Source organism: Halodurantibacterium daqingense (assembly GCF_042666235.1).
GTDB classification, from domain to species: domain Bacteria; phylum Pseudomonadota; class Alphaproteobacteria; order Rhodobacterales; family Rhodobacteraceae; genus Halodurantibacterium; species Halodurantibacterium daqingensis.
The window spans coordinates 13,522-37,941 of record NZ_JBHTFQ010000012.1 but is presented as its reverse complement, the minus strand read 5'-3'; the positions used below and the strand labels follow the sequence as shown (position 1 = coordinate 37,941).

Here is a 24,420-nt window from a genome sequence, read left to right as displayed (position 1 = left end):
CTCGCCGCGGCGGCAGTGATGCCGCTGCGGTCTTCCCGTCCTTGAAACTTCAATACGACAGCAAGTCATCAGGGGCGGGCAGGAAAGGAGATTTCCATGAAACAATCGACTCTGCGCTTCATTTTCGCGGTCATCTTTGGCGTGATGGGTGTCATCGCCTTGAACCTGTGGAACAATGGAAACGAAACCTCGCTTTCGGTTTCGGATTTACCCGATCTGCCGACAGAGCTTGCCCCGGCTCCCATAGTCGAAGTTGTCGTTCCGGCCAGCCTTTCCGAAACGGAAGCCATGGGCGAACGCGCCTTCGCGACCTTCTGCGCCGCGTGCCACGGAACGAATGCGGCCGGCCGGGAGGATATTGCGCCGCCGCTGGTGCACCGCATCTATCACCCGGGGCATCACTCCGATGAAGCCTTCCACATTGCCGTGCTGAACGGCGTTCGCGCGCATCACTGGCGATTTGGCAATATGCCCCCGATCGAAGGCGTCACGCGCGCCGAAGTGAACACCATCATCGCCTATATCCGCACGCTTCAGCGCGCGAACGGGATCGAGTGACACGCAAAGTGAAACCTGATCGAGCAATCACATCCAGCACCAAGTAGGAGAAACCGAATGAAAAAAGTCATGTTCAACCGCCGCCAGTTGCTGACGTTGGCAGGAAGCGGCCTTGTTTCGCTGAGCGCAAGCGCCTCTCTCGCTCAAAGCCTCGTCGGCGAGATCGAAGCCGACAGCACCCCCCGCGCCCGCCGCAACTCCATGGGCTTCCGAACCGTGCAATGGCGTGATCATTTCGATAGTCTGCGGCATGGTGCTATCATCTGCGACAGCGCTTCGCGCGCCGTCCATTACTGGTCCGAGGACGAGAGCACCTATCTGGTTTATCCCTGCTCGGTGCCGATGACCGAGGAATTCACCCGCCGCGGCCGCACTGAAATCGTTCTGAAGCGCATGAACCCAACCTGGATCCCGACTCCGAGCATGCGCGAACGCGACCCGACGCTGCCTGCAATTGTCCACCCGGGGCCGAACAACCCGCTTGGCACTCGAGCGCTGAACCTTTCCTGGCAATATTACCGGATCCATGGGATTGACGATGAACGAAAAATCGGGCGCCGAGCATCGAACGGTTGCTTCGGTCTGTTCAATCACCATGTCGAACAGCTTTATGATCTGGTCCGCATTGGAACCCAGGTTGTGGTTCTTTAGGCCATGAGGCTTTTTCGCACAGGGTTGATCGCGGTCCCGCTCGTGCTGGTCGCCGGGACCGTTGGGGCGTTCATGATCTTCGGTCTAACTGCAAACCGGGACCATATCGGCTCTCCGAATGCTGCCGAGACATTCGTTGCGGGGGATGTCGCCGGCGGTCGCCTTCTTGTCGCAGTGGAGGATGGTCAGGCATATGCCTTCGATATCACCGTATGGTTCGAAAGCAACGACGGCAGTAACGACGCGACGCTCATTCCACCAAGTGTATCAATGACCATGGTCGGCCACGACATGGGGCGCACGCCGGTGCAAATGTTCCGCCGATCCGACGGCACCTGGAGGGGAACCGGCAGCTTTCCCATGGGAGGGCGATGGCGCTTCCAGATCGCCCTCGACGGCGAAATCGTCCGGTTGGACCATACTGCTCGATAAGGAAATGTAATGTCGGTTAAAGAATCGATCTGGTTCTGGCCGCAAGTATGGCACCCGTTCCTGCGCGGTTGGTTGGGCGCAGTGCTTGTGTTCGCTTCGATGGGAACGGTTTCTGCTGTCTGGGCTAACCCGCTCTTCGTCCGGATGACGCCCGTCGGTGCGTGGGAATTTCCATCCCTGGTACTGCTCGCCGCATTGACAGGAACCTTCGTCGCTCTTCCGAGCGCCTGCGGGCTTCGGCGCGCCGCAGCAGGAGGAACGGTGGGTTTCGTCGGGATTGCCTGTCCGACCTGCAACAAGATCCTCATGCTGATCTTCGGCGGCGAAGCCCTGATGATCTGGTTCGATCCGATGCGGCCTTACCTCACCGCCGGCGGAATCGTTGTCTTGTCCATCGCCGTATGGCGGAGATGGCGCTCATTTCACACGCGAAGAATAAACTTCCCGAACGAGGCTTCTCAATGACCACTGCCATCAACTCGCCCATTACACCGTCACCATCATCTGCGAACCGGTGGCGGACACTCATGCGTCATGTCGTCGTTGTCATAACTGCCGCAGCGCTCGTGTATGCCTTCTCGCTCGTGCATGGTCAGTGGAGCCCGATGCATCGATGGAACCGCGCTTTCGGTGATGCGGCGGTCCTGCTGCTTGCCCTGACGATGACACTTGGTGCCGCACCACGTATTTTTCGCGTATGCGCGAGATGGCTTCCTTGGCGGCGGGAACTCGGAATTTACTCGGTCGCTCTGGCCATGGTACACACGGTGATCATTCTCGACGGTTGGGTGGAATGGAACCTCATTCGCCTGTTCGGTTTCGAATATCATCCGTTCGACTTGCGATACGTGATGCTGCAGCACGGATTCGGGCTCGCCAATGCCATTGGCATCCTCGCGCTCGGTATCGGCTTCATCCTTCTGATCACGTCCAATGATCGCGCAGTGCGCACCCTCGGCGCGGCGTCCTGGAAGACCGTCCAGATGACGGCGCTGGTCTTCTGGGCGCTGGTCGTCGCGCATACGGCCTACTTCCTCTACGCGCATTTCCTGAGCTTTCATCGGGCGACACCTGACCCGAACCCGTTGCGGCTCCCCTTCGCAATTCTGGTCCTCGGAGTTGTAGCACTCCGGGTCTCCGCCTTCGCCAGTACGACCCGCCATCGCCTGCGCAGGGAACCCAACTGATTAACCACTGGCAGTTCCCTTCCGTGCTCCTTTACAGCAAGCAAACGTGGGATGCTCGAGATTGCGCTTCGAATTGGCTTTGCCCACGCAATCCCCACACCAGACACGTGCGGATTTCGGACGCTATTCCTGGGCGCGCTGGAACTGCCCGTACTGTTCAGTAACCTCTCGTGCTTCAACAAACGCCCTTGCGCGTTCCTCGTCAAGGCAGCGGAAATAGGTCTGGACCTCGGCGATATAGGTCTCGAAGTCCGCGCGCAGCAGATCGGCGTAGAGGCGCATGTCCTCGCGCGACTGGGGCAGGAAGGGGCGTTCTGGTGCGATACAGGGCGCAGCCACAGCGTCTTGCGCTTGTGCCACCACGATCAGAGTCGCGAGGATAGCGTTGCGCGCACATGACATGTGCAGGGCAAAACTCCTTTTGCGCCTTTCATGTTGCAATCTCGTCCTGTAGCACCGTTATCAGAGCAAGGCGATTTTCGTCAAGTCGTTATTATTGTCTTGCTATCGTTCATGTTGTCTCGTATCGACCGCGGTGTTACGACCCCGCGGGCCGATGCTGCACCTCAGGCAGGAAAGGACCCGAAGCGGATGGCCCATATAGAAGAAGCCCCGAATGTGGTTACAGAAGACGGACTGCGAAGCCTGCTTGCCGATGGCTACCTCCTCGAGGTGGTCTGCAAGGAAGCTGGCGAAAAACGGCACAACAGCTGGTACGGCACATGGGTTGCGCGCGCCGTCGCGGAAGACGGTCGGGCCGACAAGATGCTTGTCACCAGCCGCAGTTACCTCAAGGTGCGCGAGTTCAAGACCATCGTCGGTCTTGTCAGCTTCCTCGCCGAAATGGGCTGCACAACCGCCAGCATTCCCCTTGAAGAAGGCGGACGCGAGCGTCACGCCGCCCCCGGCCGCGTGGCACAGCCGCGGACTGGCCCGGTTCTGGTCAAGGACGACTGACCGCGCGTTCGCGCTCGTCGTTGCATTGGGTACAGGTGTTTGTTCCGCACCCTTGGCCCTCGCCGACGGTTTCATCTTCCAGGTCAGCCCCGATGGGCAGCTGATCGATATCGCGAACGGCACGCAGTCGCTGCGGGCGTTCGACACCTCGGACGCCGCCCCGGATGGGACGCAGACGGACCGCCTCTTTCTTTTCGCAAGACCGCAACAGCCGGACGCAGGTCAGCCAGTGGCTCAGGTTGCGGCCGCTGCCGTGACACCGCTTGCTGTCCGCGCCTCCCCCGAAATCCTCCACGCCATCGAGACCACCGCGCTGCGCTACGGCAGCCATGACGCCCTGCGTCAGGCTGGTCTGTCGGTCACCGATTGGACGCTGTTCTACCGCGCCAATATCGAAGTCGAGAGTGCCTATAACCCGCGCGCGCTGAGCCCTGTTGGGGCCATCGGGCTTGGCCAGCTCATGCCCGGAACCGCGCGTGATCTTGGCGTCGATCCCCATGACATCGCGCATAACCTCGACGGCTCGGCCCGGTACCTTCTGATGATGCTCGAGCGCTTCGGCGATCCTGCGCTGGCGTTGGCCGCCTACAATGCCGGGCCCGAGGCGGTCACCCGCCATGGCGGCATTCCCCCTTTTCGCGAAACCCAGGGCCATGTGGCCCGTGTGACTGCCGTGTTCCAACGGCTCAGAGGAGATCTCTCGTGACATCCAGACTTTCCCCCGTTGCCGCCCGCGCGGTGACTTGCGCGCTCATGGGCGCAATGGCGCTCATCATGCTCGCAGATCCCGCACTGGCGCAGAGCATCGATCTCTCGCCGGTCCAGACCTTGCTGCAGGGCATCGTGAACGCCATCACCGGCCCCTTGGGCATCGTGATCGGCACGCTGGCGCTGATCGGCGTGTTCCTCTCCTGGCTCTTCGGCATCCTCGATTTCCGCCAAGCGCTCTGGGTCGTGGTCGCGATCGCGGGCATCGCCGCAGCCCCCACCATCGTTGCCGCCATCTGGACGACTTGAGCCAGAGCTTCCGGAGGTCTCGGCCATGTCCGACCAGTCCCGCGTGTTCATCGGCCTTCTGAGGCCACCCAAGCTTATGGGCTTGCCGATCATGTACGCCATGGTCTGGCTCTTCGGCTCGACGCTTCTGTTCCTCTGGGTGCAGAGCTGGGTGGTAGCCGTCTTCGCGGGGCTGGCCTGGCCGGCGCTTTGGAAAGCCGCGGATTGGGATCCGAACTTCCTCGACGTCCTGGTCATTACCTTGCAGGAAACCCCGCCGACCTCGAACCGCAAGCTCCACGGGGGCGACAGCTATGCCCCGTGACGGTGTTGCCGATGACGTCGCAGACGCCCTCGATCCGCTGACCGCGCTGCCCGCATGGGTCAAGGGCGAGAAGCGGCTCTCGTCCATGCTGCCTTACGTCAGCCTCGTGACCGACCGAACGATCCGGACGCGCGGCAACGAGCTGATGCAGTGCATCCGGCTCGAAGGGGTGAACAGCATCACGAGCGAGGACGCCCATCTCGACCGGATCGGCGGGCTCCTGGCAGGCATCGTCGCGCAGGTGGGGACCGAGTTCTCCTTCTACCTGCATAAGGTGTCGAAAGCGGTCGATGTGACCCTACCGCCCATCCCGGGCGAGGGGTTCACCGCCGCCGTCGATCAGCGCTGGCGGGCGCATCTGGGTCAATCTGGCCTGCGCGACAAGACACTGACCTTGACCGTGCTGAAGCGCCCGGAGGCGGGCAGCCGTCTGCCCTTCGGTCTGGGCGCGTCGCGTGCGCGTCATGCAGCGGACACAACACGCCGCTTGCGCAAGCTGGACGAGGTCGTGGGGTTTCTCCTGTCGTCCTTCGATGAGCTGAAGCCCCGCCTGCTTGCTGCCAGCACCGGCGAGCTTCTGGGCTTCGTTGGCTCGCTCAACACGGGCGAAGAGCACCCGCTCTTCCCGCGCTCGCGCCTGGGCGTGATCGCCGAGGATGTTGCCAACACCCGCGTCACCTTCCGCGGCACGACCATCGCGCTGTCAGACGGCGCCGTGGGCGACAAGCTCGGCACGATCTTCGCGGTCAAGAACTACCCTGCCAAGACCGACAGCCTGATGCTCGACGAACTGAACCTGCCCGTCGACATGGTGGTCACCCATTCCTTCGTGCCGATCAACGCCAACATCATGGCAGGCCGGATCAAGCGGCAGCTGCGGCTGATGCAGGCCGCCAATGACGGTGCCGTCAGCCTCGCGCAGGAACTCGAACTCGCACAGGACGATCTGGAGTCGAAACGCCTGATCTTCGGCGAGCATCACATGACGGTGGCGGTCTATGCCCGCACCCAGGCTGCCCTCGACGACATCGCGGCCGAAATCCGCAACATCTCCGCCACCTCCGGCATCAACCTGATCTCGGAAGCCTTCGGCGCGCGGGCGCATTTCATGGCGCAGCATCCCGGGAACACAGGGGCGCGCAGCCGCAAGGCCGCGATCACGAACCACAATTTCGCCGATCTCGCCACTTTCCACCGCACCCCGCTCGGCAAGACTGGCCGGGAAGTGCCCTGGGGCGTGCCGATCACTCTCTTCCCGACGCCCGAGCGCAGCGGGTTTCGCTTCAACTTCCACGAACAGGGCGCACCGGATCGCGAGCCTACCGGTGGCCACACGCTGATCCTGGGCCGCCCCGGGTCGGGCAAATCCGTGCTGGCGGCGTTCCTCATGACCATGGCAAGGCGCGCAGGCGCGCGGCTTTTCGTCTTCGATTATCGTGCCGGCATGGAAATGGCCGTCCGCGCGCTTGGCGGCAGCTATTCGACGGTGCGGGCGGGGCGGCCCACGGGCCTCAATCCCCTGCAGACCGAGATCGACCCGCGCGGTCAGGCGTGGCTGGCCGACTGGCTCGCAAGCCTTCTCGAGCGCCGGGACCGACCCCTGACCCCGGTGCAGACCAACCGTCTGCAGGAGGTCGTGCGCCAAAACGCCAGCGCCGGAAACGCAGGCCTCAGGAACTGGTCGGACTTCGCCTCGCTCCTCGTCTCGACCGATGATGAGGGCGATCTTTTCGAGCGGATGCAGGAATGGACGGCGGAGGGCCGCTATGGCTGGATCTTCGGGGCCAATGCCGAGGACAGCTTCAGCATCGACGGGGACGTCGCGGGCTTCGATCTGACCGGTATCCTCGATTCCGAGAGCGAGCGCGAACGCATGGCGGTCCTGTCCTACCTCTTCCGCCGCGTCGAGCGGGTGATCGAGGACCGCAAGCCCACGATCATCGTGATCGACGAGGCCTGGAAGGCGCTCGACAACGCGTATTTCGCGGAGCGGCTCTCGAACTGGCTGGTGACCGCCCGCAAGCAGAACGCCGTCGTCGTGATGATGACGCAATATGCCAGCCAGCTCGAGCGCACCCGGACCGGCAAGACCATCGTCGAAGCCGTGCCGACCCAGGTGCTCCTGCCCAACATCCGCGCATCGGCTGCGGATTACGCGATGCTCGGCCTCAGCGAGAAGGAACTCGACGTGCTTTTGGGCGTCGGCTCGGCCTCGCGGCTCGCGCTTGTACGCGACGACCGTGGCTCGGTCGTGATCGATGCCGATCTGAGCGCGCTCGGCCCCCTCGTGACCATCCTCGGCGGCATGGAGAAGGGCGAGGCCCTTGTCGGCCCCGGCTACCGTGACCGCCCCGATTTCTGGAGAGTGACATGACCCGTATCCTCACCCGCAGCGCCGTGCTGCTCGGCCTCGGCCTGACCCTGACAGCCTGCGCCCAGCATAACCCCGCGCAGGCCAACTGCTTCAACTTCCGTGACGCGCCCGCGCGCTCCGCCTCCGCGGTGACGGTCTCGACCAGCGGCGAGATCGCGACCCGGCGCGATACATCCTGCGATTTCGTGCTGCTGGGGGCGGGCGGCTGATCCGATGACCGCCGCCTGCATCCGAAACCTGGCCAGCACTGCATTCCTCTCGAGTGTGATTGCCGGCGCCTGCAGCGTCTGGCTCGGGGCCCCGGCCAACGCACAGGGCGTGCCGACCTTCGATCTGCGCCTTTTCGCGGGCCGGCAGGCGATCATCGACCAGCGTGAACAGGATCTGGCGCTGCAGCAAGATCGCCTGACCCGCGAGGAGGAACTGGCCGAAATCGAGCGCCAGCAACTCGCGGCCCTGAACGGGATCATGGATGCGATGACCCTGCGCGCGGGCGATGTCGCAGGCACGGTCGCGGGGCTTGAGGCAGGGCAGGGTGATGCCGGTGGCGTCAGCACGGCCGCGGCCAGCCTCTATGCGCCCGAGGACAACAACCCGGCGGCAGCACGGATGTTCGGCGATGCCCGGGAAGGGGTGGAGGAGTTGATCATCCGCGCTGCACGCCACACCCATAGCCTGCCCGGGGTGAGCCGCGCAGGCCTCACGCTCGTGCAATGGCGCTGCCTGTTGCAGGCGCTGATCTGGCAGGAAAGCCGGTTCCAGGTGGGGGCGCGCTCGCCCGTGGGGGCGTTTGGTCTCACTCAGATCATGCCCGGTACGGCGGGCGATCTCGGGATTTACCCGGCTTATTACGACGACCCCTGGCTGCAGGTCACGGGCGGCGCACGCTACCTCGCGCAGATGCTGAACATGTTCGATGGCAACATCATCCACGCGCTCGCGGCCTATAACGCGGGCCCTGGACGGGTGCAGCAATATGGCGGCGTGCCCCCTTTCGCGGAGACCCAGCACTACGTCGTGGTGATCCCGCAGCAATACAACCGCTACCTCGCCGCGGTCGGCGGCATCGATGCCTTGGGCACCATTGATCCGGCCCTTCTGGCGAATGCGAGCTTCAGCCTCTCGGCCCATGGCGCGGGCGTCTATGGCGACTATTCGCTGGTCTCCGTCCAAGCGGCCGCGCTGCGGGTCCAGGACATCATCCGCCGCGTCAGTGAGACCGAAGACATCCACGAGGCCATCGCGCTCAATACCTATGCGCGCGCCGAACTGGCCCGGCTGGTCGCGATCCGCACCCGTATCAAGGCCGCCCACACCCAGCCGCTGAGCGAGGAGCAACTCGCCATGGCCGCAGCCCAAGCCGCCGAGCGGCAGTTCATGAATTTCACCCTGGAGAGTTTGCGATGATCAGGCGCTTGTCCCGTTCCCTTGCCAGCGGTGCGGCAACGCTCGCGCTGGCCACCGCCCTTGCGGGTCCTGTGAGCGCACAAGGCGTGCCGACGGTCGACACCCAGAACATCGCCCAGGAAATCCGCCAGCTTCAGCAGATGCTGCAGGATTTCGGGATCCAGACTGACCTGCTCGACAACGCGCTCGAGCAGCTCGAGGTCGTCCAGAACCAGCTCGACCAGTTGCAAGAGATGTATGCTTCGCTCACCGGGCCGCGCAGCATCCTCGGCATGGTGATGGGCGACGGCCTCGACGGTCTGCTCGAGGCCAAGTTCCGCGATCTGCCTGGCCTGATCCGGGGCATCCAGACAGGGGACTGGAGCAACCTTCTGGGCATCACTGCGGGCCCCATGCGCACGCAGATGGAGCAGGTGCTCGCGCGCGCAGGCTTTGACGAGAACTCGCTGCGCGAGATCGCAACCAGCGGCAATCCTGGCGCGGAAGGGGTTGCCACGCGCGCCACGACCGGGGCCGTCATGTCGGCCGCGGCGCAGAACAGTCATGCCGAAGCCGCGCAATCCCTCGAACGCGTCGAGCGGCTCGTCACGATGATCCCCCAGATGGAGGATCTCAAGGCCGCGATGGACCACAATACCCGTGTCACCGCAGAACTCGCCATCGCCATGACGCGGATGTGGGAGCTTGAAGCGATCCAGACGCTCGGCGCGGGCAATGCGGGCGTGGTCGATGCCGCGACCATCGCCGAGGAGCGTCGCTACATGGACTTCACCCTGCCGAGCTTGCGACCATGACCGGGGTGCCTGACATGACCACTGGCCTGAGTACCCGCGAACTCGTCGAGGAGGAGCTGATCCACGGCGCGCTGCGCCGCGAGCGGCTCTGGCAGATGATCGGGATCGGCGGCGCGGGGTTCGGCGTGATCGGCTGTCTTGCCGCCGCCGCCGTCGCCCTGATGATCGAGATCCCGCCCCCCGTGGTCGTACCCTATGACCCGGAAACCGGCATGGCGCTCCCGAATGCCACGGTCGCAGCCGTCTCGCTCGCCGAGCGGCCCGCCGTGATCGAGGCACAGATCTACCGCTACATCCTCGACCGCGAAGCCTATAACCAGCTCGACAACGACTTGCGCGTGCGCCGCGTGCTGGCCCAGTCCACCGGAGCGGCCGAGGCCAGCATGCGCGCCATGTGGACCTCGGGCCAGGAGAGCTATCCGCCGACGCGCTACGGCCCTTCGGCGGAGATGGCCGTCGAGATCGCCTCGATCACGCTGATCGGCGACAACCGCGCCCAGGTTCGCTTGCGCAAGCGCCTGACCAGCCCGCAGGGCGCGCAGGCGGGCATGTTCACCGCCACGCTGATGTTTGCCTTCCGCCCCGAACGGACCCGCTCGATCGATGATGTCTGGCAGAACCCCTTCGGCTTCACCGTCACCCAATATGCCATCCGATCGGACCGTTCCGAATGACCCGTGCTCTTTTGCCCGTCGTGCTCATCGCCAGCGCGATTTCAGCCTCCGCAGCCTTCGCCGAAGTGACCCCGCGCCCCGGCCCTCATGACAACCGCGTCCGGATCGCCACCTGGACCGAGGGGCAGGTCTACCGCGTGGTGACCAGCCTTACCCGCGTGACCACGGTCGAGTTCGGCGAGGGCGAGACCATCCGTTCGATCATCGCGGGCGACACGGTGGGCTTCCAGTTCGACGGTGTGCCCGGCGGACGCGCCTTCGCGATCAAGCCTGCCGCCTCGGGCGTGGCCACCAACATCACGGTCTATACGAACCGCCGCTCCTACTACTTCCACGTCGTCGAGGCGCGCGAGACGCCGCATTACGTCGTGCAGTTCCGCTACCCCGAGGCCCGAGTCCAGCCCGCGCGCGCCGTGGCGGCCGATGCCCCGAACGCCAACTATGCCGTCAGCAGCAGCCGCGAGTTCACGCCCACGGCCATCTGGGATGACGGCACCTTCACCTATTTCCGCTTTGCGCGGAACGCGCCGGTCCCCGCGATCTTCCGCTACACCAATGGCGGTGAGCGGGCGGTCAACAGCACGGTCCTCAGCGATGGCGTCATCCGTGTCTCCGGCGTCAACCGCCAATGGGTTCTGCGCTTGGGCGATGACGAGGTCTGTGTGCAGGACATGCGGGCGCCAACGTCATGAGCCAGGACACCGAAGACCTCGCCACCCGCCTTGCAGCCCTCGAAAGTGCGACCGGCAAGCGCCGCGCGCGCGGCAGTGCCAGCGTTCTGACGGCCCTTCTCGGGGTCGGCGGGATCGCCACGCTTGGCGGGGTAATGTGGATCGCGCTGCAGCCCAAGCCCGAGGCCATGCTGGTGACCGCTGCCCCGGATGAGTTCCAGACCCTGGGCTCAGGCTTTGGCGATCTGGCACCGATGCGCCAGCCCGATCCGCCTGCCGCCCCGGACCCGGTCGAGACTGGCCCGTCCAGCGCCGAGCTTGCCCTGATGGAGAGCCTCGCAACCCTGCGGGCCGAGCTTGAGGAGCTGCGTGCGCGTCCGACCGAGGTGCCCGATGATCGCACCGAGGCCGCGATTGCCGATCTGACCGCCCAGATCGCGGCACTCCAATCGGCATCGACCGAGGCGCAGCGCGCGCTGGAACGACAGTTGACCGAACGCGACCGCCAGCTTGATCAGTTGCGCATGGAGCTTGAGGTCGCGCGCCTGACGCCGCCCACCCCCGCCCGGATCGGACCGGACGAGGAGGAACTGCGTCTGGCCGAACTCGAGCGCCGTCGCCTGGCCGAGCTTGAGGCGCAGGCCGCCCGCGTGGCCTCGCCGATGATCGCCTGGTCCGGGGCCGGACAGGCCGCTGATCGCGGCGATGCGCAGGAGCAGGCGCGGCTCAGTGCGGACGAGGCTTTCGTGCGCGCCGGCGCAAGGCCGGCACCGGTCACACGGGCCGAGGTGATCGTGAACCCGTCGCACACGGTGGTGCAGGGTACGATGATCCAGGCTGTGACGGAAACAGCCCTCGACAGCACGCTGCCCGGCGCGATCCGGGCCATTGTCTCGGAGGATGTGCATTCCTTCGACGGCAGCCGCGTCCTGATCCCGCGCGGGGCACGGCTGATCGGGCGCTACCGCTCAGATGTCGCGCTGGCACAGTCGCGCGTCATGGTGGCCTGGGACCGGATCGTCCTGCCCGACAACCAGACCGTGGAGATCAGTGCCTTTGGCGGGGACGAGCTCGGCCGCACCGGCACCACCGGCTTTGTCGACACCCGCTTCGCGCAGCGGTTTGGCTCGGCCGCGCTCATCTCGCTCATCGGCGCGTTGCCTTCGGTCGCGGCAGGCCAGATCGAGGATACAACAACTGCGGGTGCTGCGCGCGATGTCTCGGGCGATCTGCGCGATGCGACCCAAGGCGTGATGCAGGACTATCTCGCGATCCGCCCCGTGATCCATGTCGAGCAGGGCACGCGCATCACGGTCATGGTCGACCGCGATCTGGAGATCTTGTGACATGACGGCGAGCTATCTCGAAGCCTCGCTCGACCGCCTTGGCGCAACCGTGCAGCGCGATGACACGATCGAGGTCTGCATCAACCCCGATGGGCAGGTCTGGGGCGAGTTTCAGGGCGATCATTTCATGCGCGGCCTCGGCACCCCGCTGACCCAGACCGAGATCAAGGACCTCGGCAACCAGATCGCTTCGGCCGCCTCGACCACGCTCAGCACCAAGAAGCCCATCGTCTCGGTCTCGATCCTCTATCGCGATCGTCCGATCCGGGCGCAGGTGATCCAACCGCCGGCCGTGGAAGGGGGGGTTTCCATATCGCTGCGGTTCTTTTCCTCTCTGCCGCTGGAGACGATCAAGCTTGGCTTCCTCTATGGCAAGGAGCGCAGCCTCGAAGGCCTCCGCCGTGAACGGAACGCCGCCCTGCGCGATGTGGTGGCCTCCGGCGATATCGACGCAGCCCTGCGGTTTTGCGTCGAGAACAAGCTCAACATGATCGTCTCGGGGGGCACCTCGACCGGCAAGACGGTGGCGGCGCGCAAGATCCTCTCGCTGATCCCACCCGAGGAGCGGATCATCACCATCGAGGAGGCAGCAGAACTGCGCCCTGAGCAGCCGAATGCCGTGACACTGATCGCCGACCGGGACACCGAGGCCCGTAGCGCCGATGTGCTTCTGGCATCGACGCTACGCATGCGGCCCGACCGGATCGTCCTGGGCGAGGTCCGGGGACGCGAGGCCATGACTTTCCTCGAAGCGATCAACACCGGGCATGGCGGCTCGCTGACCACCCTGCATGCCGAGACCCCGCAGCTCGCCGTCCGCCGCCTCGCCATCGCTGCGCTCAAGACCGATGTGCCGATGACCTATGCGGACATGGTCGATTACATCGAGGGCTCCATCGACGTGATCATCCAGGCTGGGCGCCACGATGGCGCGCGCGGCATCACCGAGTTCTTCCTGCCGGGGCAGGCAAGGCATCCAGACCAGAACACGGGTCAGACAGAGGGTGCTGCGCGCCCCGCTGTCGCGGCCGAATGAACCGAAAGGAACTTCCCATGCGCAAGATCACCCTCGCCGCAGCTGTCACCCTGCTGGCCGCGCCCCTCGCGGCACAGACCTCGCCGCAGGTCACGAATGATCTCACCGTGACCATCACGCCCCAGCAGTACCGGATCTGCAACGACCGGCCCGCACGGCCGACTTGGATGGACGAGGTTCACCCGCGCGAGGCCTACAAGGCGCTGACGCTGATGGACCTATATGAACTGCGGGCATGGGAACAGATCGTCGAGACAAGCAACTGCGGCTGCGACGTCCGCTTCCCGGCATGGGAAGATGCCTCAGAAGAGTTTGATGAACGGTACCTTCTGGCCTCAGCTGCGGAACACACAGCTGCGCAGCGGGACATCAGACGGCAGCGCAATGATCTGCGCGACACAGTTCATGATGTCTGCGAAGCTCAGGGCAACTGGTAATGAGTGTCGTCAGTTGGATGGTCGAAACCGCTGACGGTTTCCTGGCCGATGCAGCCCAGTCCCAGTTCGGGGCGGTGGCCAGCAATACCGGCACGATTGTCCTGCTGATGGTCACGCTCTCGCTGATCGGCGTCTGCATCAACATGGCCTTCCAGTTCCGCAGCATGGATGGCGCGAGCTTCTTCTGGTATCTAATCAAGCTGACGCTGATCGGGCTCTTCGCCTTCAACTGGGCCAACTTTAACGCAGTGGCCAGTGCCGTGATCGGCGGCCTCGACTATGTCGCCGGTGCGCTGGTTTCGTCCGTCGGTGGAGGAGGGGCAGGGGCCAGCCACTTCGCGGGCGAGTTCGACAATCTGATCGAGCGCTTCGCCACATACCTCAACGCAATTGGAAGCAACCTTAACTGGATGACGGGCGCCATCCTTGGCGGCATCGGCTTGATCCTCCTCAGCCTGCTCGGGTTCATGACCGGCATCGTCCTCATCTTCGCCAAGATGATGCTGACCCTGATGCTGGGCCTCGCGCCGATCATGATCGCGCTTTCGCTCTTCGATTCGACCAAGGACTTCTTTCACAGATGGGTCTCGACGACGATCAGCTACGCCTTCTACCCAATCGTCATTGCCGCCATGTTCTCGACCGTCGTCGGCATGGCGAACTCGCTGCTGGCCCAGCTCGGCGACCCGAACTCGGCCACCAACATCGGCTCGCTGGTGCCGTTCTTCGTGATGGTGTTCCTAGCGAAGGGGTTCGTCGCAGCCACGCCGTTGATCGTGCGGGGGATCTCGGGGAACCTGATGGTGGCTGCAGCACCTGCAATCGTCAGCGGGTCAGCAGGGGTGTTGCGGGGGCTAATGAACACCTCGGGTGTGCAGGGCCGGGCGAGGATCGGCGCACTGACGACGGGTGAGGCGATCGGGCGGGGTGCGGTGCAGACGCCTGGCGCCGTGCGGAGCGCCGCGGCAACCGCAAGCGCGCAGGTGGTACGGATGGCCGAGAGGGCGAAGCGGCTGGGGGGGTGAGGTCATACAGTTCTTTCACGATGAACAAGGTTTTTTGGTCGTTCAATCATCATGTTGAGTGACGCGGCCACGCACCGTTGAAGAAGGACGAAAAGAACACACCATGAACAATCCGGGGGCTTACCCCGGATTGCTTTGGGCAAAATTCCCGGATAATGTGGTGCCATGCGTTACACTCAGAGCCAGATCCGTGAACTCCTGTCCATTTCTGTGGACGCCTTTCGATCGTGGCGGGAAGCCATCCCGGCGTTGGCTGCGCACAGAGGTCATGCGCCGAGCTTCACACCCGGTGAAGTCGTTTGTTTGGCGATCATGGCTGAGTTGATCAGGGATTTCGGTATGCGTGTGGGAACAGCGAGCGACCGTTTCGATCAACTCTTCACGGAATGCCGAGGAAAGTCTTGGCTCTCGCTTGAAGACTGTGTGTGCTTGATTGATGCCGATAGCTTCTCCTTAGTCAACGTAAGTTCTGTCCAAGGCCGCCTATGGGACGTGTCAACAATCTGTGTTCCATGTGGACCCATCATTGCGCGTCTGCGCGTGACGCTTACGGCAACTGAAGTCGATCAAGTCCAAGGCAATCTGAAGTTTCCGCCGACTTCATTGCCCATGAGGCCGGAACGCAGCGGTAAACGAGCATGACAGATATCGTGCGATCCACGTTGGCACCGGAGTGGAAGGATCGTTTGGGGCTGACACGCCGACGCGCACCCGAACTCTACGAGTCAGCCGAGAGCGTCAGCGACGTGCCGCATGCGGCGGCCATCCGCGCCGCCCTGACCGAAATGGGCGTATCTGCAGTTTTCTGCGTCCAAGGTGTCCCAACTGTCGCGATCCTCGAAGCCGATCAATACGACCGTGCGAGGATAATCGACCTTCACGGCGCACTGTGGAATCAGGGACTGGCGAGCCTCTTGTTGGTCATTGCCGAGAATAAGCTCAGAGCGTTTTCGCTCGCCCGTACTCCGTTGAGCGATCCCGGTGATGCCTTCGAGACGCGCTGTCTTGTCGACAGTCTGAGCTTGACCACAGAAACACTTAGATTTCAAAATCTCATCTACGGTGCAGAGTCTGGGCGTCTCTGGAAGGACTTCTGCGAGTTTTTCCCGCAAAAAGAACGCATCGATCAGGTCTTGCTCGACAATCTGAATGAGTCCCACAATCTCCTGCAGAAAGCAGCGCTTGCCCCCGACGCAGCACAAGCGCTGCTCATACAGGCGATGTTTATCGCCTATCTTGAAGACCGGGACATCGTAACGCCTGCCTATTTTGGAGCCGTCTCTGCCAATAGAGTCGAGAGTTTTTCGGCGCTGTTGGAAAGCGGTGACGTCGATCTCTTCCGGTCTTTCTTTCGAACGCTCCATGCGGATTTCAACGGCGATCTGTTCGTCGCGCCATGCTCTTTTGAGCCCAAGGACGAGGCACCAGAAGTCACGTCCGACCATTTAAAGATTCTGGCTGTCTTCCGATCAGGCCGCGAAGAGATAGCGAATTCCGGCCAGCAGCGGTTCTGGGGCTATGATTTCCGCTATATCCCGATAGAACTGGTCAGCGCCGTCTATGATCGCTTTCTAGGTGAGCGCGAGGCCGAACGCCGCGCCAACGGCGCGTTCTACACACCCATGTTCCTTGCCGACACCGTCATTTCCCAAGTCTGGGAGATGTTGCCGGATTCAACTAGGACGACCGGGAACTTCCTTGACCCTGCCTGCGGGTCTGGCGTGTTCCTCGTTCGCTCGTTTCAGAGGATGTGTGAGAATTGGCGGGCTAAACACAAAACGCAGACGATTTCATGGAAGACTTTGCTATCGCTGCTGAGCCAAATCCATGGCTGGGACTTGAACAGCGGCGCAGTTCGGGTCGCTGTATTCTCGCTCTACGTTGCCCTCCTCGAGGAGGTGTCGCCACGCGACATCCGAAAACTCATCACCCGCGGAAAGCTCCTCCCGGAACTCTGGGGCAAGACACTTGTTTGCCGTGACTTTTTTGAAGTGTCGCCGGACAGCGACCGGTACGAGGTCATCATCGGCAATCCACCGTGGACTAGTCGGCGCGGTCAGGCACGTTCGTCCGTGAAGTGGACCAAGAAAGCAGGGTACCCGATGCCGGGTGGCGAGGACGCTTGGGCATTCAGTTGGAAAGCCCTCTCGCATCTTGCCGACGGTGGACTGGTTGCGTTCCTCCTGCCGGCGATGGGGTTTTTGCACAACCATGCAAAAAACACTGTTGAAGCACGTGATGCATTTTTCCGGAAATCCCGAGTCCGTCGCGTCGTCAACTTTGCCGACCTTCGCTTTCAGCTTTTCGAGAAAGCCCATCGCCCTACGGCTCTGATCATCTATGGCAGCGCGAATGCGGGTGATTTCCCGTATCGCTTCGACTACTGGGCGCCGAAGGCAGACCTCAACCTGCGCATCAAGCGTGTCATCACTCTGAGCAGCGCAGACAAGGCCTCGCTCGGGGTAGGTGCGGTGCTCGACAATCCGCTGATCTTCAAGCAGCGCCTTTGGATGCGCGAACCGGACGCCAAGCTTTTCGGCTATCTCTCACGGCTTCCCAAGTTAGAGGACTTCATCAATGATTTTGGTAGCCTAAGCCGTCGGCGCGAAGAGCCGGGCGATCGCTGGGTGATAGGGCAAGGCTATCAACCTTTCAATGACGACAGCGATAGCGATGCGCCGCCACTAGAAAGCGCGTATGTGGGCCGACTGCCGGACCTACCCATCGCGGCCTACTCACGCCTAGCTCAGACAGTGGAAGGCTTGATTCCGGCCGCATCGTCGACGGTTCGCCGTCGCGGATTCGAGGCCGGGTTCAATGGCCCGCGGATCCTTATCCCGCGTGGGGTCGAGACATCGCAGAACCGTCTTCGCGCCGCCTATTGTGATCAGCCTCTGTCCTTCCAGCATATCTTTCAGGCGATCGTGGTGCCGGACGGCGAGAGCGACCGTGCCAAGCTCCTGACCGCGATACTCAATAGTCGCATCGCGGTTTGGTACGCTTTTCATGGCACTGCATCATTCGGGTCAGATCGACCCGAGGTTCAGCAGGCCGACCTACTCCGCTTGCCATTCCCATCACCTGACGATGTCCCAGATCGAGCCGGAGCAGCCCGAGCGGCGTTGGAGCTGATCGCAATCGTGGACGATGCACGAAAACGTTCCAACGAGCCGTTTTCAGTTCAGGTCGATGACATCGAGATCCTTCGGACGATCGACCGGCTTGCATACCAATATTTTTGCTTGTCTCCTGATGAAATCGTTCTGATTGACGATACCGTCGAGGCGATCCTTCCTGCGCTTCAGCCCCATGAAGGCCACTTCCCGAAGCTCTGGGGCGCGCCTGACGAACTGCAACGCGCTCAATATGCGCACACATTGTCGGCGAGCCTCGCGGAATGGTTCAAAGGCAAGAAGATCGATGCGCGCCTTGTCGCGCGCGGCGCTGACCTCGCGATCCTGCGCCTGCACCTTGGCGGTCATGAAGATTATGCCGAAGACGCGGCAGGCGAGCTCAGCGACGTGCTAGAGCAACTTGCCGCCCACATTCACAGGCCCCTCAACGGCAATTTCCAGCTCATGCCAGAACTGCGCGTTTTCGTCGGTAACTGCCTCTACCTCATAAAGCCTATGCAGATGCGCTTCTGGCTACGCTCCACGGCGCTCGCCGACGCCGATGGAATAGCGCTCGACCTTCAGCAAGCCGCCGCCGCGCCCCAGCAGCGGGGCGCGGATTGATGTTGATCGGTGATGTGCAGGGATGGGTCGACAATTTCGTTTCGTTTGACGATCGCTTCATGGAGAGGATCGTGGCGGTGTGGCCAGAGTGCATGGCTGTTCTTCCTGAACAACCAGGGGAAGATGACATCACCATCAACCTCGTCGACCGACTCGCCAAGGACGTCGTAGTGCGTCGGCTATGCCATTGGGTTGAGTATCAGTTCGAGCCGTTCGGCCTAGCGGCTGACGGGTCGAAATACAGCAAGGGTATCATCGACATCGCCGTGCTCTTCGACTGGGATCGGGAGCGATACTTGGCCTATGAGTGCAAGCGGCTCAACGTGATCAATGGCGGAAACCGCAGTTCCTTGGCTACTGTGTACGTCACGCAGGGCATGATGCGTTTTCTCACCGAACAGTACGCCGAGCAACTACCTGTAGGGTGCATGGTGGGTTATGTGATCGACGGCGACGTACACTTCGCACTTTCGCGTATTGCAGACGCAATCAGCGGCCATCGCCCTCTTGAACTCGCTGAGGGGCCTACACCCCTTGCCGCCATCCAAACGATAGAACGTTTCCGCACAGTGCACACTCGCCCATCTGGGTCGAAAATCGAACTTCGACACGCGCTGCTTTCGAAGATATCAGCGGCGGCGGAAAAATGCTAACGGGGTTAGCTGCAAGCAACTCGAACTACAGCTTGCCGGAGTGCTGCGCGGCTGCTTGCCGAACGCACTACCAGTTGGTTTGGGTTGATCACGCGAACTCCGCGATGATCGCCCGCGTCGTCTGAACCGCTGCAGCCAGCTCGGTCCTGTCAGCCCCATTTAGCCCCAGCCCTCCCAGATCGAGCGACAGTTGACCTGACCCACCGCCACCAGCCGCAGCTCGTGCTGCACGGCCGCGCGCCCGACCGGATAGCGCCGGCTGCGGATTTTGCGTCTCCATTGCAGGTGTCTTAATCGTATTCGACGAAAATGCAGTCCCAGACCCCTGCGCGCCCGCGGCCGCCCTCACCTCCTGCAGTTCCAGCTTCAGCTTCTCCACCGTCTCCCGCGTCTCGTTCATCTGCCGATCCCGCCTCAGCCCGTCCTCATCGGGGTACGGAAAACTCCCAGCCTGACCGGCGTGAAGCACCTTCAGCGCCGGGTCCTCGAAGTATTTGATCCGCCTTGCTCGGATCGGCATCTGCGCGTCGATGACGAGGATCACCTCGTCGAGGTCCATGCGCCGGGCCTGGTCCTCGGTCAGGAGCGGCGTGTCCTCTGTCCGCTCGGAAACGCTGCGCCCCTCGAACGGGTTGCGGCCGACCGCGCGGGAGCGGGTGATCACGCGCTTGGTGGTCTTGCCCACGGCCTGGCTCAGCTCCTCGATGGTCTTTTGCTCGGACGGGGTGAGGTAGAGCTTCACGCCCGCGCCACCCTGAAGCGACCGGCGGGTGTTCTCGCCATAGATCTCGTCCAGCGCCGGTATGGTCTGGGTGACAATGGCCAGATTTCCGCCGAAGGATCGCAGCGTCTTGATGCTTTCAGCGACGATCGGCATCTTCCCCAACCTGTCGAACTCGTCGAGCATGATCATCACGGGCCAAGGCTCGTCGTCCCTCGGTTCTTGCGCCTGCAGCGAGGCGATCAGGTCCGAGAAAAAGAGCCGGATCAGCGGGGCCAGCGGGCGGATCATCTCGGACTCGACCACGAGATAGATTGCGTGGGGACGCCGCCGGATGTCCCGGAAGGAGAAGTGCGAGGTCGCGGTGGCCGCGTCGATCGCGCGGTTGTCCCAGGTGTCGAGACCCGAGGTCATCAGGAGCGACAGGTAAGAGGTCAGGGTGTCGTTGTTGGTCGAAGCCATGCGCTCGAAGATCAGCTTGGCCGAGGTGTTCTTCACCTCCTGCGAGCGTTTCAGGTATTCCTTCTGCTTGTCGCCACCCGAGGCGGTGATGCGATAGATCTCGCCGATGGTCGGCACGCCGCGCTCGAAGGCCAGAAGACCGGCCGCCACGAACAGATCGATGCCGCCTGCCAGAAGTCCGCTCAGCTTTTCGTTGTCGGTCTGCAGGAAGAGCTTCGCAGTGAGCTTCAGTTCCATCTGTTGCCGGTCGGGATTGGTCATCGCCGCGATACGCGCCAGCGGGTTATAGCGATGCGTCGGGCGGTCCCAGTCGGTCGGCGCGAACCGGAACACCTTGTCGCCCATGCTGGCGCGGAAGCGCGATGTCTCGCGGAAGTTCTCTCCCTTCACGTCAAGCACCACGGCCGAGCCCTTGTAGGTGAGCAGGTTCGGAATCACGAAGCCTACGCCCTTGCCCCGACCCGTGGGTGCCACAATCAGTGCGTGTGGGAAGGTCTTGGAGACGAGGAAGGGACGCTTCGATTTCGGGGGGCCGAGCTTGCCCAGAAGGAAGCCGCCGCCCGGCTTGGCGAAGAAGCCATTGCGCTTCATCTCGCCCCGGGTTTGCCAATGCGTCGTGCCGAAGCGGGTCAGCGCCTCACCCAGAAGCGTGATGCTGAGCAGAAACGCCGCCAGACCAAACACAGCAAAGATCAGGTTTACCCAGACAAAGTCGCGCGGGGCGCTGGACCCCAGTGCGCGGTATTCCCGTGCGAGCAAGGTGAAATCGATGCGCTCGGTCGACAACCCATAGCGCAGGATGAGATACCCCGTGGCCACGACATAGCCGATGGCAAGGCCAATCAGGGTCAGGCTCAGGATGCCACCCGCGATCTTGCCCTTATCCATGGGTGATCCCCTTTTCGCCGTGGGCCACGGCATGGCGGGCACGCTGTGCCTCGATCTGTTCATCGGCCAGGGCATCCAGCACCCGCTCCATGGCTGGGCCATGCGCAGTCACCTCGCTGCTCTCCAGATAGGCTTTGGCAAGCTCCAGCTGCCGCAGCGGATGCTCGGTGAACTTTTCCAGCACATCAGCATGGCCAGCACGCAAGGCAGTCACCGCGTTCGGCGTGAGGTTGCGGTCGATCTGGGCGGCGAGGCGCTGCCCATCCGTCTCGGTGAGCGGCTTCGCGTCCTCGGCCTCGGCCCGCTGCAGGTAGGTCAGCACATCCGGGGCAGTCTCGACCATGAAGCGCCGTTCGGCATAATCCTGCCGGGCCTTGTCCTCGATGTCGAAGCTCCGCTCGCTGATATAGGCGCGTGAGGCGCCCATGGCGCGCAGCTGGTTGATCTCTTTCTGCACGGCTGCCCCGAACTCGTCATCCGGCATTTCCGCGCGGTAGCGGGCGAGGGTGCGCGCGTCTTCCGTGATGGGCCTAAGATCATCCGAAGGATGGCGCAGGGCCAGGTCCATATCTCCCGCGTGGAGCCTGCGGTCCTTTTCATCGACGGCAAACTCCTGCGGTTTGCGGCTGTCGGTGATCTTGTCCCAGGCCATCGAAGCCAGCTCGGCATGATCGGGCGATCGCTGCGCGAAGGCGTTGAAGGCGGCGCGGGCTTCTTCCACCTCGACGGCACCGGCCCGGCGCACGGAAGGGTCGTCCGAGAAGGGGTGGTCGAAATCCGTCCGGCGGAACTGGGCGACGAGGTCTTGGAAATCCCGGCGCTCGGACGCGGCGAAGATGTCAGGTTCGCCCGCCGCGCGCTCGCGCTCAGGCAGTGTCACCCGTTCGGCCAGGGCAACCGGGTCATCCTTGGTGTCGTCCACCTCATCAACGGCCCGCAAGATGCGCGCATTGGTCAGGGTGTCGCCCAGACGGACATGGACGGCTTCCAGCCGGTCCAGTGCTTCCTCGCGGTCCTCGCCCTTTTCCAGATCGAGATCGCCTGCCTTGGCGATGGCGCGCAGATCCTGCGCCAGCCATTGCCGTTCGAGCGCGGCATTGCCGGCACCCTCGCGCATGCGGGCGGCCACGGCTTCGGGATCGATGCCCGTGCCCTGCAGCGCCTCGGTGAGGCGTGCCTTGACCGCATCGTCGTCGAGACGATCCATCTGATCCTCGCGCATGTTGGCCCGCGCGTAGACGCCGTCGCGGGAGGGCGCATCAAGCAGAGCGGCCGAGCGGTCCCCGAGCGGATTGAGATGCGCGACCGATGCCAGCACATCGGTGAGCTTGCGCTCGATCTCCGGCCGCTCCGCCGCAGGCGCTCGGTCAATCGCCGCCTCGATCTGACGGATGTTCTGGGAAAACTCGGTGATCAGCGTGTCGAACGCTGTTTCGTCTTGGGACATGTAGATGGCTCCGTCAGATTGGATCTGACCGCCACTGGCAAGGATGGTGCTGGCCCGCTCAAGCGCCTCGGCCACGTCATCGAAGTTCGACCGGGATGCCTCGGCCGCCAGACCCCGATAGGTCAGCGCATTGCGCGCCACCGTCTCCAGGGCTGCGGTGAGATCAGCGCCTGTGCGCTGGCGCTCGACGGGCGCTCGGCCTTCGTCACGGGCCTTATAGACCTCGTCGATCTCGGCGCGGTAGGTCGTGACCCCCCGGTCAAGACGCCGTGTCGCCTCGAGCCGGATCCCGTGGACCTGCGCCGCGTCAACCATCGCCGCCCGGAAGGCGTCGTAGTTGAAGTGGTGATCCTTCCCGAGAAAGAACATTTCGCCATCCTTACTGCGGCGGTTCAGAACGATATGCGCATGTGGATGCGCGCGATCTTGGTGTATTGCAGCAATGTAGTCGAATTGCGACCCCTCACCTTGAAAGAACCGCTCGCACACCGCCTCGGCGATCGCGCGCACCTCTTCGCCGCTGGTGCCCACGGGAAACGCCATCAGAAGATGCGAGGTATGGCCGAGCTTCGGGCTGTGCCGCTCGCCCCACTGGTTCTCGAAGCGGCGTACGACCCGGTTGATCTCGGCCTCGGTCAGGGTCTTTTTGCCGTCATGGGTGCCGCGGCTGTCGAGGATATGGCTCGACTTGGTTGTGAGATAGGTAAGCTGGGCCTTCAGCTGCGCGCCCGTGTGGCACCCGCCTTTCGAGATCGGCTTGAAGATGGCCGGCGAATAGCCCCGCGCTGCCCGGACCATCTGGGCATTCCTGGCCAGCCCCTGCCAGCTGCCCGAGACCCGGCTCCAGTCGCGATCGAAGAGGGCGGGGCTGACACCGCGCGCTTCACTCCGCGCCATGCTCGGCTCCCTGCCGTGCCAGACCGGCAAGGGCCTTGGTGACCTCGAGGTCCAGGACGCGGCGCCGACCGCGGAACATCTCCTGAATCTGGTCGGCCATGTCGAAGACGAGCACCGCGAGGTCACGGATCTCGGCATGGCTCGCGGGGGTGTAGGGCAGACGCTCCCCCTTGAGCTTTGCCTCGTTCAGACGGCGTGCGACCTGGTTCACGTTGTTGCCGACCCGATTCAGCGCCGCGCTCAGCCCTCTGAGCTCATCCGTCATGCCCTCATCCGGGCGCAGGAGATCGTCGGCGGCCAAGATAAGACAGCGCAGAGCATCCGAGCGATGGACGACACCGTGGCTCGCAAGGGCATCGTCGAAGCGCTGTAGCTCCTTCGGGCTGACGCGCACGCCAATCACCTTCGGTCGACTGCCGTTCGCCGTCTGGCGATCTGCAGCGTGGTTGGCCGCGTTGTAGACGGACTTGAGACTGACCCCGTAGCGGGTGGCGAGATCGCCAGCGGCAACGCCCTGCAATCGCTCTTGGGCGATGTTCAGGCGCTCGGTCTCGGTCAGTCTGCGGCCGCGTGACATTTTGAAGTTAACGTTCCTATTTCTTGCCAACTTCGTACAAGCCCGCCTTCTCCCAGCACAAGCGGAGAAGGCACCAAGGGCTTGTACTCAATGTAGAAAATCGGCCCAGGGGGCCGATTTGACGTCTTCTGTCAAATGCATCGCGCAGGGCGCTCATTGCATCGCGTT

At 63.1% G+C, this 24,420-nt stretch carries 25 protein-coding genes; 21 read left to right on the top strand and 4 right to left on the bottom strand.

The genetic code is table 11. The annotated features are described in order from the left end of the window. Window positions 1-96: 96 nt before the first annotated feature. From ACFQXB_RS17490 to ACFQXB_RS17470, 5 genes are read left to right on the top strand one after another with little or no spacing between them, the layout of a single operon-like run. A complete protein-coding gene (locus ACFQXB_RS17490) occupies window positions 97-558 on the top strand; it encodes a c-type cytochrome (protein ID WP_377406460.1) in 462 nt (153 codons plus the stop codon). A gap of 57 nt (window positions 559-615) precedes the next feature. Next, window positions 616-1,209 (top strand): L,D-transpeptidase, encoded by a 594-nt coding sequence (locus ACFQXB_RS17485; protein WP_377406458.1) that lies wholly within the window; start codon window positions 616-618, stop codon window positions 1,207-1,209. 3 nt (window positions 1,210-1,212) lie between these two features. Continuing rightward, window positions 1,213-1,641, top strand: a complete 429-nt coding sequence (locus ACFQXB_RS17480; RefSeq protein ID WP_377406456.1) for a hypothetical protein — start codon at window positions 1,213-1,215, stop codon at window positions 1,639-1,641. 9 nt (window positions 1,642-1,650) lie between these two features. Then, window positions 1,651-2,106, top strand: coding sequence for a hypothetical protein (locus ACFQXB_RS17475; RefSeq protein ID WP_076534177.1), 456 nt, complete (start codon window positions 1,651-1,653; stop codon window positions 2,104-2,106). Then, on the top strand, window positions 2,103-2,828 hold the full coding sequence (locus tag ACFQXB_RS17470) for a ferric reductase-like transmembrane domain-containing protein (protein ID WP_377406454.1): 726 nt from the start codon (window positions 2,103-2,105) through the stop codon (window positions 2,826-2,828). The genes ACFQXB_RS17475 and ACFQXB_RS17470 overlap by 4 nt, the downstream gene beginning before the upstream one ends. A gap of 123 nt (window positions 2,829-2,951) precedes the next feature. On the opposite strand, the gene ACFQXB_RS17465 is transcribed toward ACFQXB_RS17470, so the two are convergent. After that, window positions 2,952-3,167, bottom strand: coding sequence for a hypothetical protein (locus ACFQXB_RS17465; protein ID WP_377406451.1), 216 nt, complete (start codon window positions 3,165-3,167; stop codon window positions 2,952-2,954). 252 nt (window positions 3,168-3,419) lie between these two features. On the opposite strand from ACFQXB_RS17465, the gene ACFQXB_RS17460 reads away from it, so the two are divergent. From ACFQXB_RS17460 to ACFQXB_RS17385, 16 genes are all read left to right on the top strand, one after another. Further along, entirely contained in the window at window positions 3,420-3,785 is a 366-nt protein-coding gene (locus ACFQXB_RS17460) for a hypothetical protein (protein WP_377406449.1), read from the top strand. After that, the gene (locus ACFQXB_RS17455; RefSeq protein ID WP_377406532.1) at window positions 3,757-4,491 is read left to right on the top strand and encodes a lytic transglycosylase domain-containing protein; all 735 of its coding nucleotides are present in this window, start codon (window positions 3,757-3,759) and stop codon (window positions 4,489-4,491) included. Before ACFQXB_RS17460 ends, ACFQXB_RS17455 begins: the two co-directional genes overlap by 29 nt. Window positions 4,492-4,523: 32 nt before the next feature. After that, the gene (locus ACFQXB_RS17450) at window positions 4,524-4,802 is read left to right on the top strand and encodes a TrbC/VirB2 family protein (RefSeq protein WP_377406530.1); all 279 of its coding nucleotides are present in this window, start codon (window positions 4,524-4,526) and stop codon (window positions 4,800-4,802) included. Between the two features lie 25 nt (window positions 4,803-4,827). After that, window positions 4,828-5,106 carry a type IV secretion system protein VirB3 gene (locus ACFQXB_RS17445; RefSeq protein WP_377406447.1) on the top strand — a complete coding sequence of 93 codons (279 nt, stop codon included), beginning with the start codon at window positions 4,828-4,830 and terminating at the stop codon, window positions 5,104-5,106. Continuing rightward, window positions 5,096-7,480: a VirB4 family type IV secretion/conjugal transfer ATPase gene (locus ACFQXB_RS17440; protein WP_377406445.1), complete on the top strand. Its 2,385-nt coding sequence runs from the start codon at window positions 5,096-5,098 to the stop codon at window positions 7,478-7,480. Before ACFQXB_RS17445 ends, ACFQXB_RS17440 begins: the two co-directional genes overlap by 11 nt. Further along, complete coding sequence (locus ACFQXB_RS17435; protein WP_323020488.1) at window positions 7,477-7,689, top strand: hypothetical protein; 213 nt, start codon at window positions 7,477-7,479, stop codon at window positions 7,687-7,689. The genes ACFQXB_RS17440 and ACFQXB_RS17435 overlap by 4 nt, the downstream gene beginning before the upstream one ends. A 4-nt stretch (window positions 7,690-7,693) precedes the next feature. Beyond that, window positions 7,694-8,887, top strand: a complete 1,194-nt coding sequence (locus tag ACFQXB_RS17430) for a lytic transglycosylase domain-containing protein (RefSeq protein ID WP_377406442.1) — start codon at window positions 7,694-7,696, stop codon at window positions 8,885-8,887. Then, complete coding sequence (locus ACFQXB_RS17425) at window positions 8,884-9,681, top strand: type IV secretion system protein (RefSeq protein ID WP_377406440.1); 798 nt, start codon at window positions 8,884-8,886, stop codon at window positions 9,679-9,681. The genes ACFQXB_RS17430 and ACFQXB_RS17425 overlap by 4 nt, the downstream gene beginning before the upstream one ends. Window positions 9,682-9,695: 14 nt before the next feature. Beyond that, a complete protein-coding gene (locus ACFQXB_RS17420) occupies window positions 9,696-10,355 on the top strand; it encodes a virB8 family protein (protein ID WP_377406437.1) in 660 nt (219 codons plus the stop codon). Further along, window positions 10,352-11,047 (top strand): TrbG/VirB9 family P-type conjugative transfer protein, encoded by a 696-nt coding sequence (locus tag ACFQXB_RS17415; RefSeq protein ID WP_377406434.1) that lies wholly within the window; start codon window positions 10,352-10,354, stop codon window positions 11,045-11,047. Before ACFQXB_RS17420 ends, ACFQXB_RS17415 begins: the two co-directional genes overlap by 4 nt. Further along, window positions 11,044-12,372, top strand: a complete 1,329-nt coding sequence (locus ACFQXB_RS17410) for a TrbI/VirB10 family protein (RefSeq protein ID WP_377406431.1) — start codon at window positions 11,044-11,046, stop codon at window positions 12,370-12,372. Before ACFQXB_RS17415 ends, ACFQXB_RS17410 begins: the two co-directional genes overlap by 4 nt. Before the next feature lies 1 nt (window position 12,373). Next, window positions 12,374-13,408: an ATPase, T2SS/T4P/T4SS family gene (locus ACFQXB_RS17405; RefSeq protein ID WP_377406429.1), complete on the top strand. Its 1,035-nt coding sequence runs from the start codon at window positions 12,374-12,376 to the stop codon at window positions 13,406-13,408. Window positions 13,409-13,425: 17 nt separating this feature from the next. Further along, window positions 13,426-13,845 carry a hypothetical protein gene (locus ACFQXB_RS17400; protein WP_377406426.1) on the top strand — a complete coding sequence of 140 codons (420 nt, stop codon included), beginning with the start codon at window positions 13,426-13,428 and terminating at the stop codon, window positions 13,843-13,845. Further along, on the top strand, window positions 13,845-14,870 hold the full coding sequence (locus ACFQXB_RS17395; RefSeq protein ID WP_377406424.1) for a type IV secretion system protein: 1,026 nt from the start codon (window positions 13,845-13,847) through the stop codon (window positions 14,868-14,870). The genes ACFQXB_RS17400 and ACFQXB_RS17395 overlap by 1 nt, the downstream gene beginning before the upstream one ends. A gap of 638 nt (window positions 14,871-15,508) precedes the next feature. Beyond that, complete coding sequence (locus tag ACFQXB_RS17390) at window positions 15,509-18,607, top strand: HsdM family class I SAM-dependent methyltransferase (protein ID WP_377406421.1); 3,099 nt, start codon at window positions 15,509-15,511, stop codon at window positions 18,605-18,607. Beyond that, window positions 18,607-19,260, top strand: coding sequence for a hypothetical protein (locus ACFQXB_RS17385; RefSeq protein ID WP_377406528.1), 654 nt, complete (start codon window positions 18,607-18,609; stop codon window positions 19,258-19,260). Before ACFQXB_RS17390 ends, ACFQXB_RS17385 begins: the two co-directional genes overlap by 1 nt. Before the next feature lie 88 nt (window positions 19,261-19,348). On the opposite strand, the gene ACFQXB_RS17380 is transcribed toward ACFQXB_RS17385, so the two are convergent. The 3 genes from ACFQXB_RS17380 to mobC are packed head-to-tail and all read right to left on the bottom strand — an operon-like array spanning window position 19,349 to window position 24,252. Continuing rightward, the gene (locus ACFQXB_RS17380; RefSeq protein ID WP_377406418.1) at window positions 19,349-21,331 is read right to left on the bottom strand and encodes a type IV secretory system conjugative DNA transfer family protein; all 1,983 of its coding nucleotides are present in this window, start codon (window positions 21,329-21,331) and stop codon (window positions 19,349-19,351) included. Further along, complete coding sequence (locus ACFQXB_RS17375) at window positions 21,324-23,675, bottom strand: relaxase/mobilization nuclease domain-containing protein (RefSeq protein ID WP_377406415.1); 2,352 nt, start codon at window positions 23,673-23,675, stop codon at window positions 21,324-21,326. The genes ACFQXB_RS17380 and ACFQXB_RS17375 overlap by 8 nt, the downstream gene beginning before the upstream one ends. Beyond that, window positions 23,662-24,252 carry a plasmid mobilization relaxosome protein MobC gene (gene mobC, locus ACFQXB_RS17370; protein ID WP_377406413.1) on the bottom strand — a complete coding sequence of 197 codons (591 nt, stop codon included), beginning with the start codon at window positions 24,250-24,252 and terminating at the stop codon, window positions 23,662-23,664. The genes ACFQXB_RS17375 and mobC overlap by 14 nt, the downstream gene beginning before the upstream one ends. Window positions 24,253-24,420 lie beyond the last annotated feature (168 nt).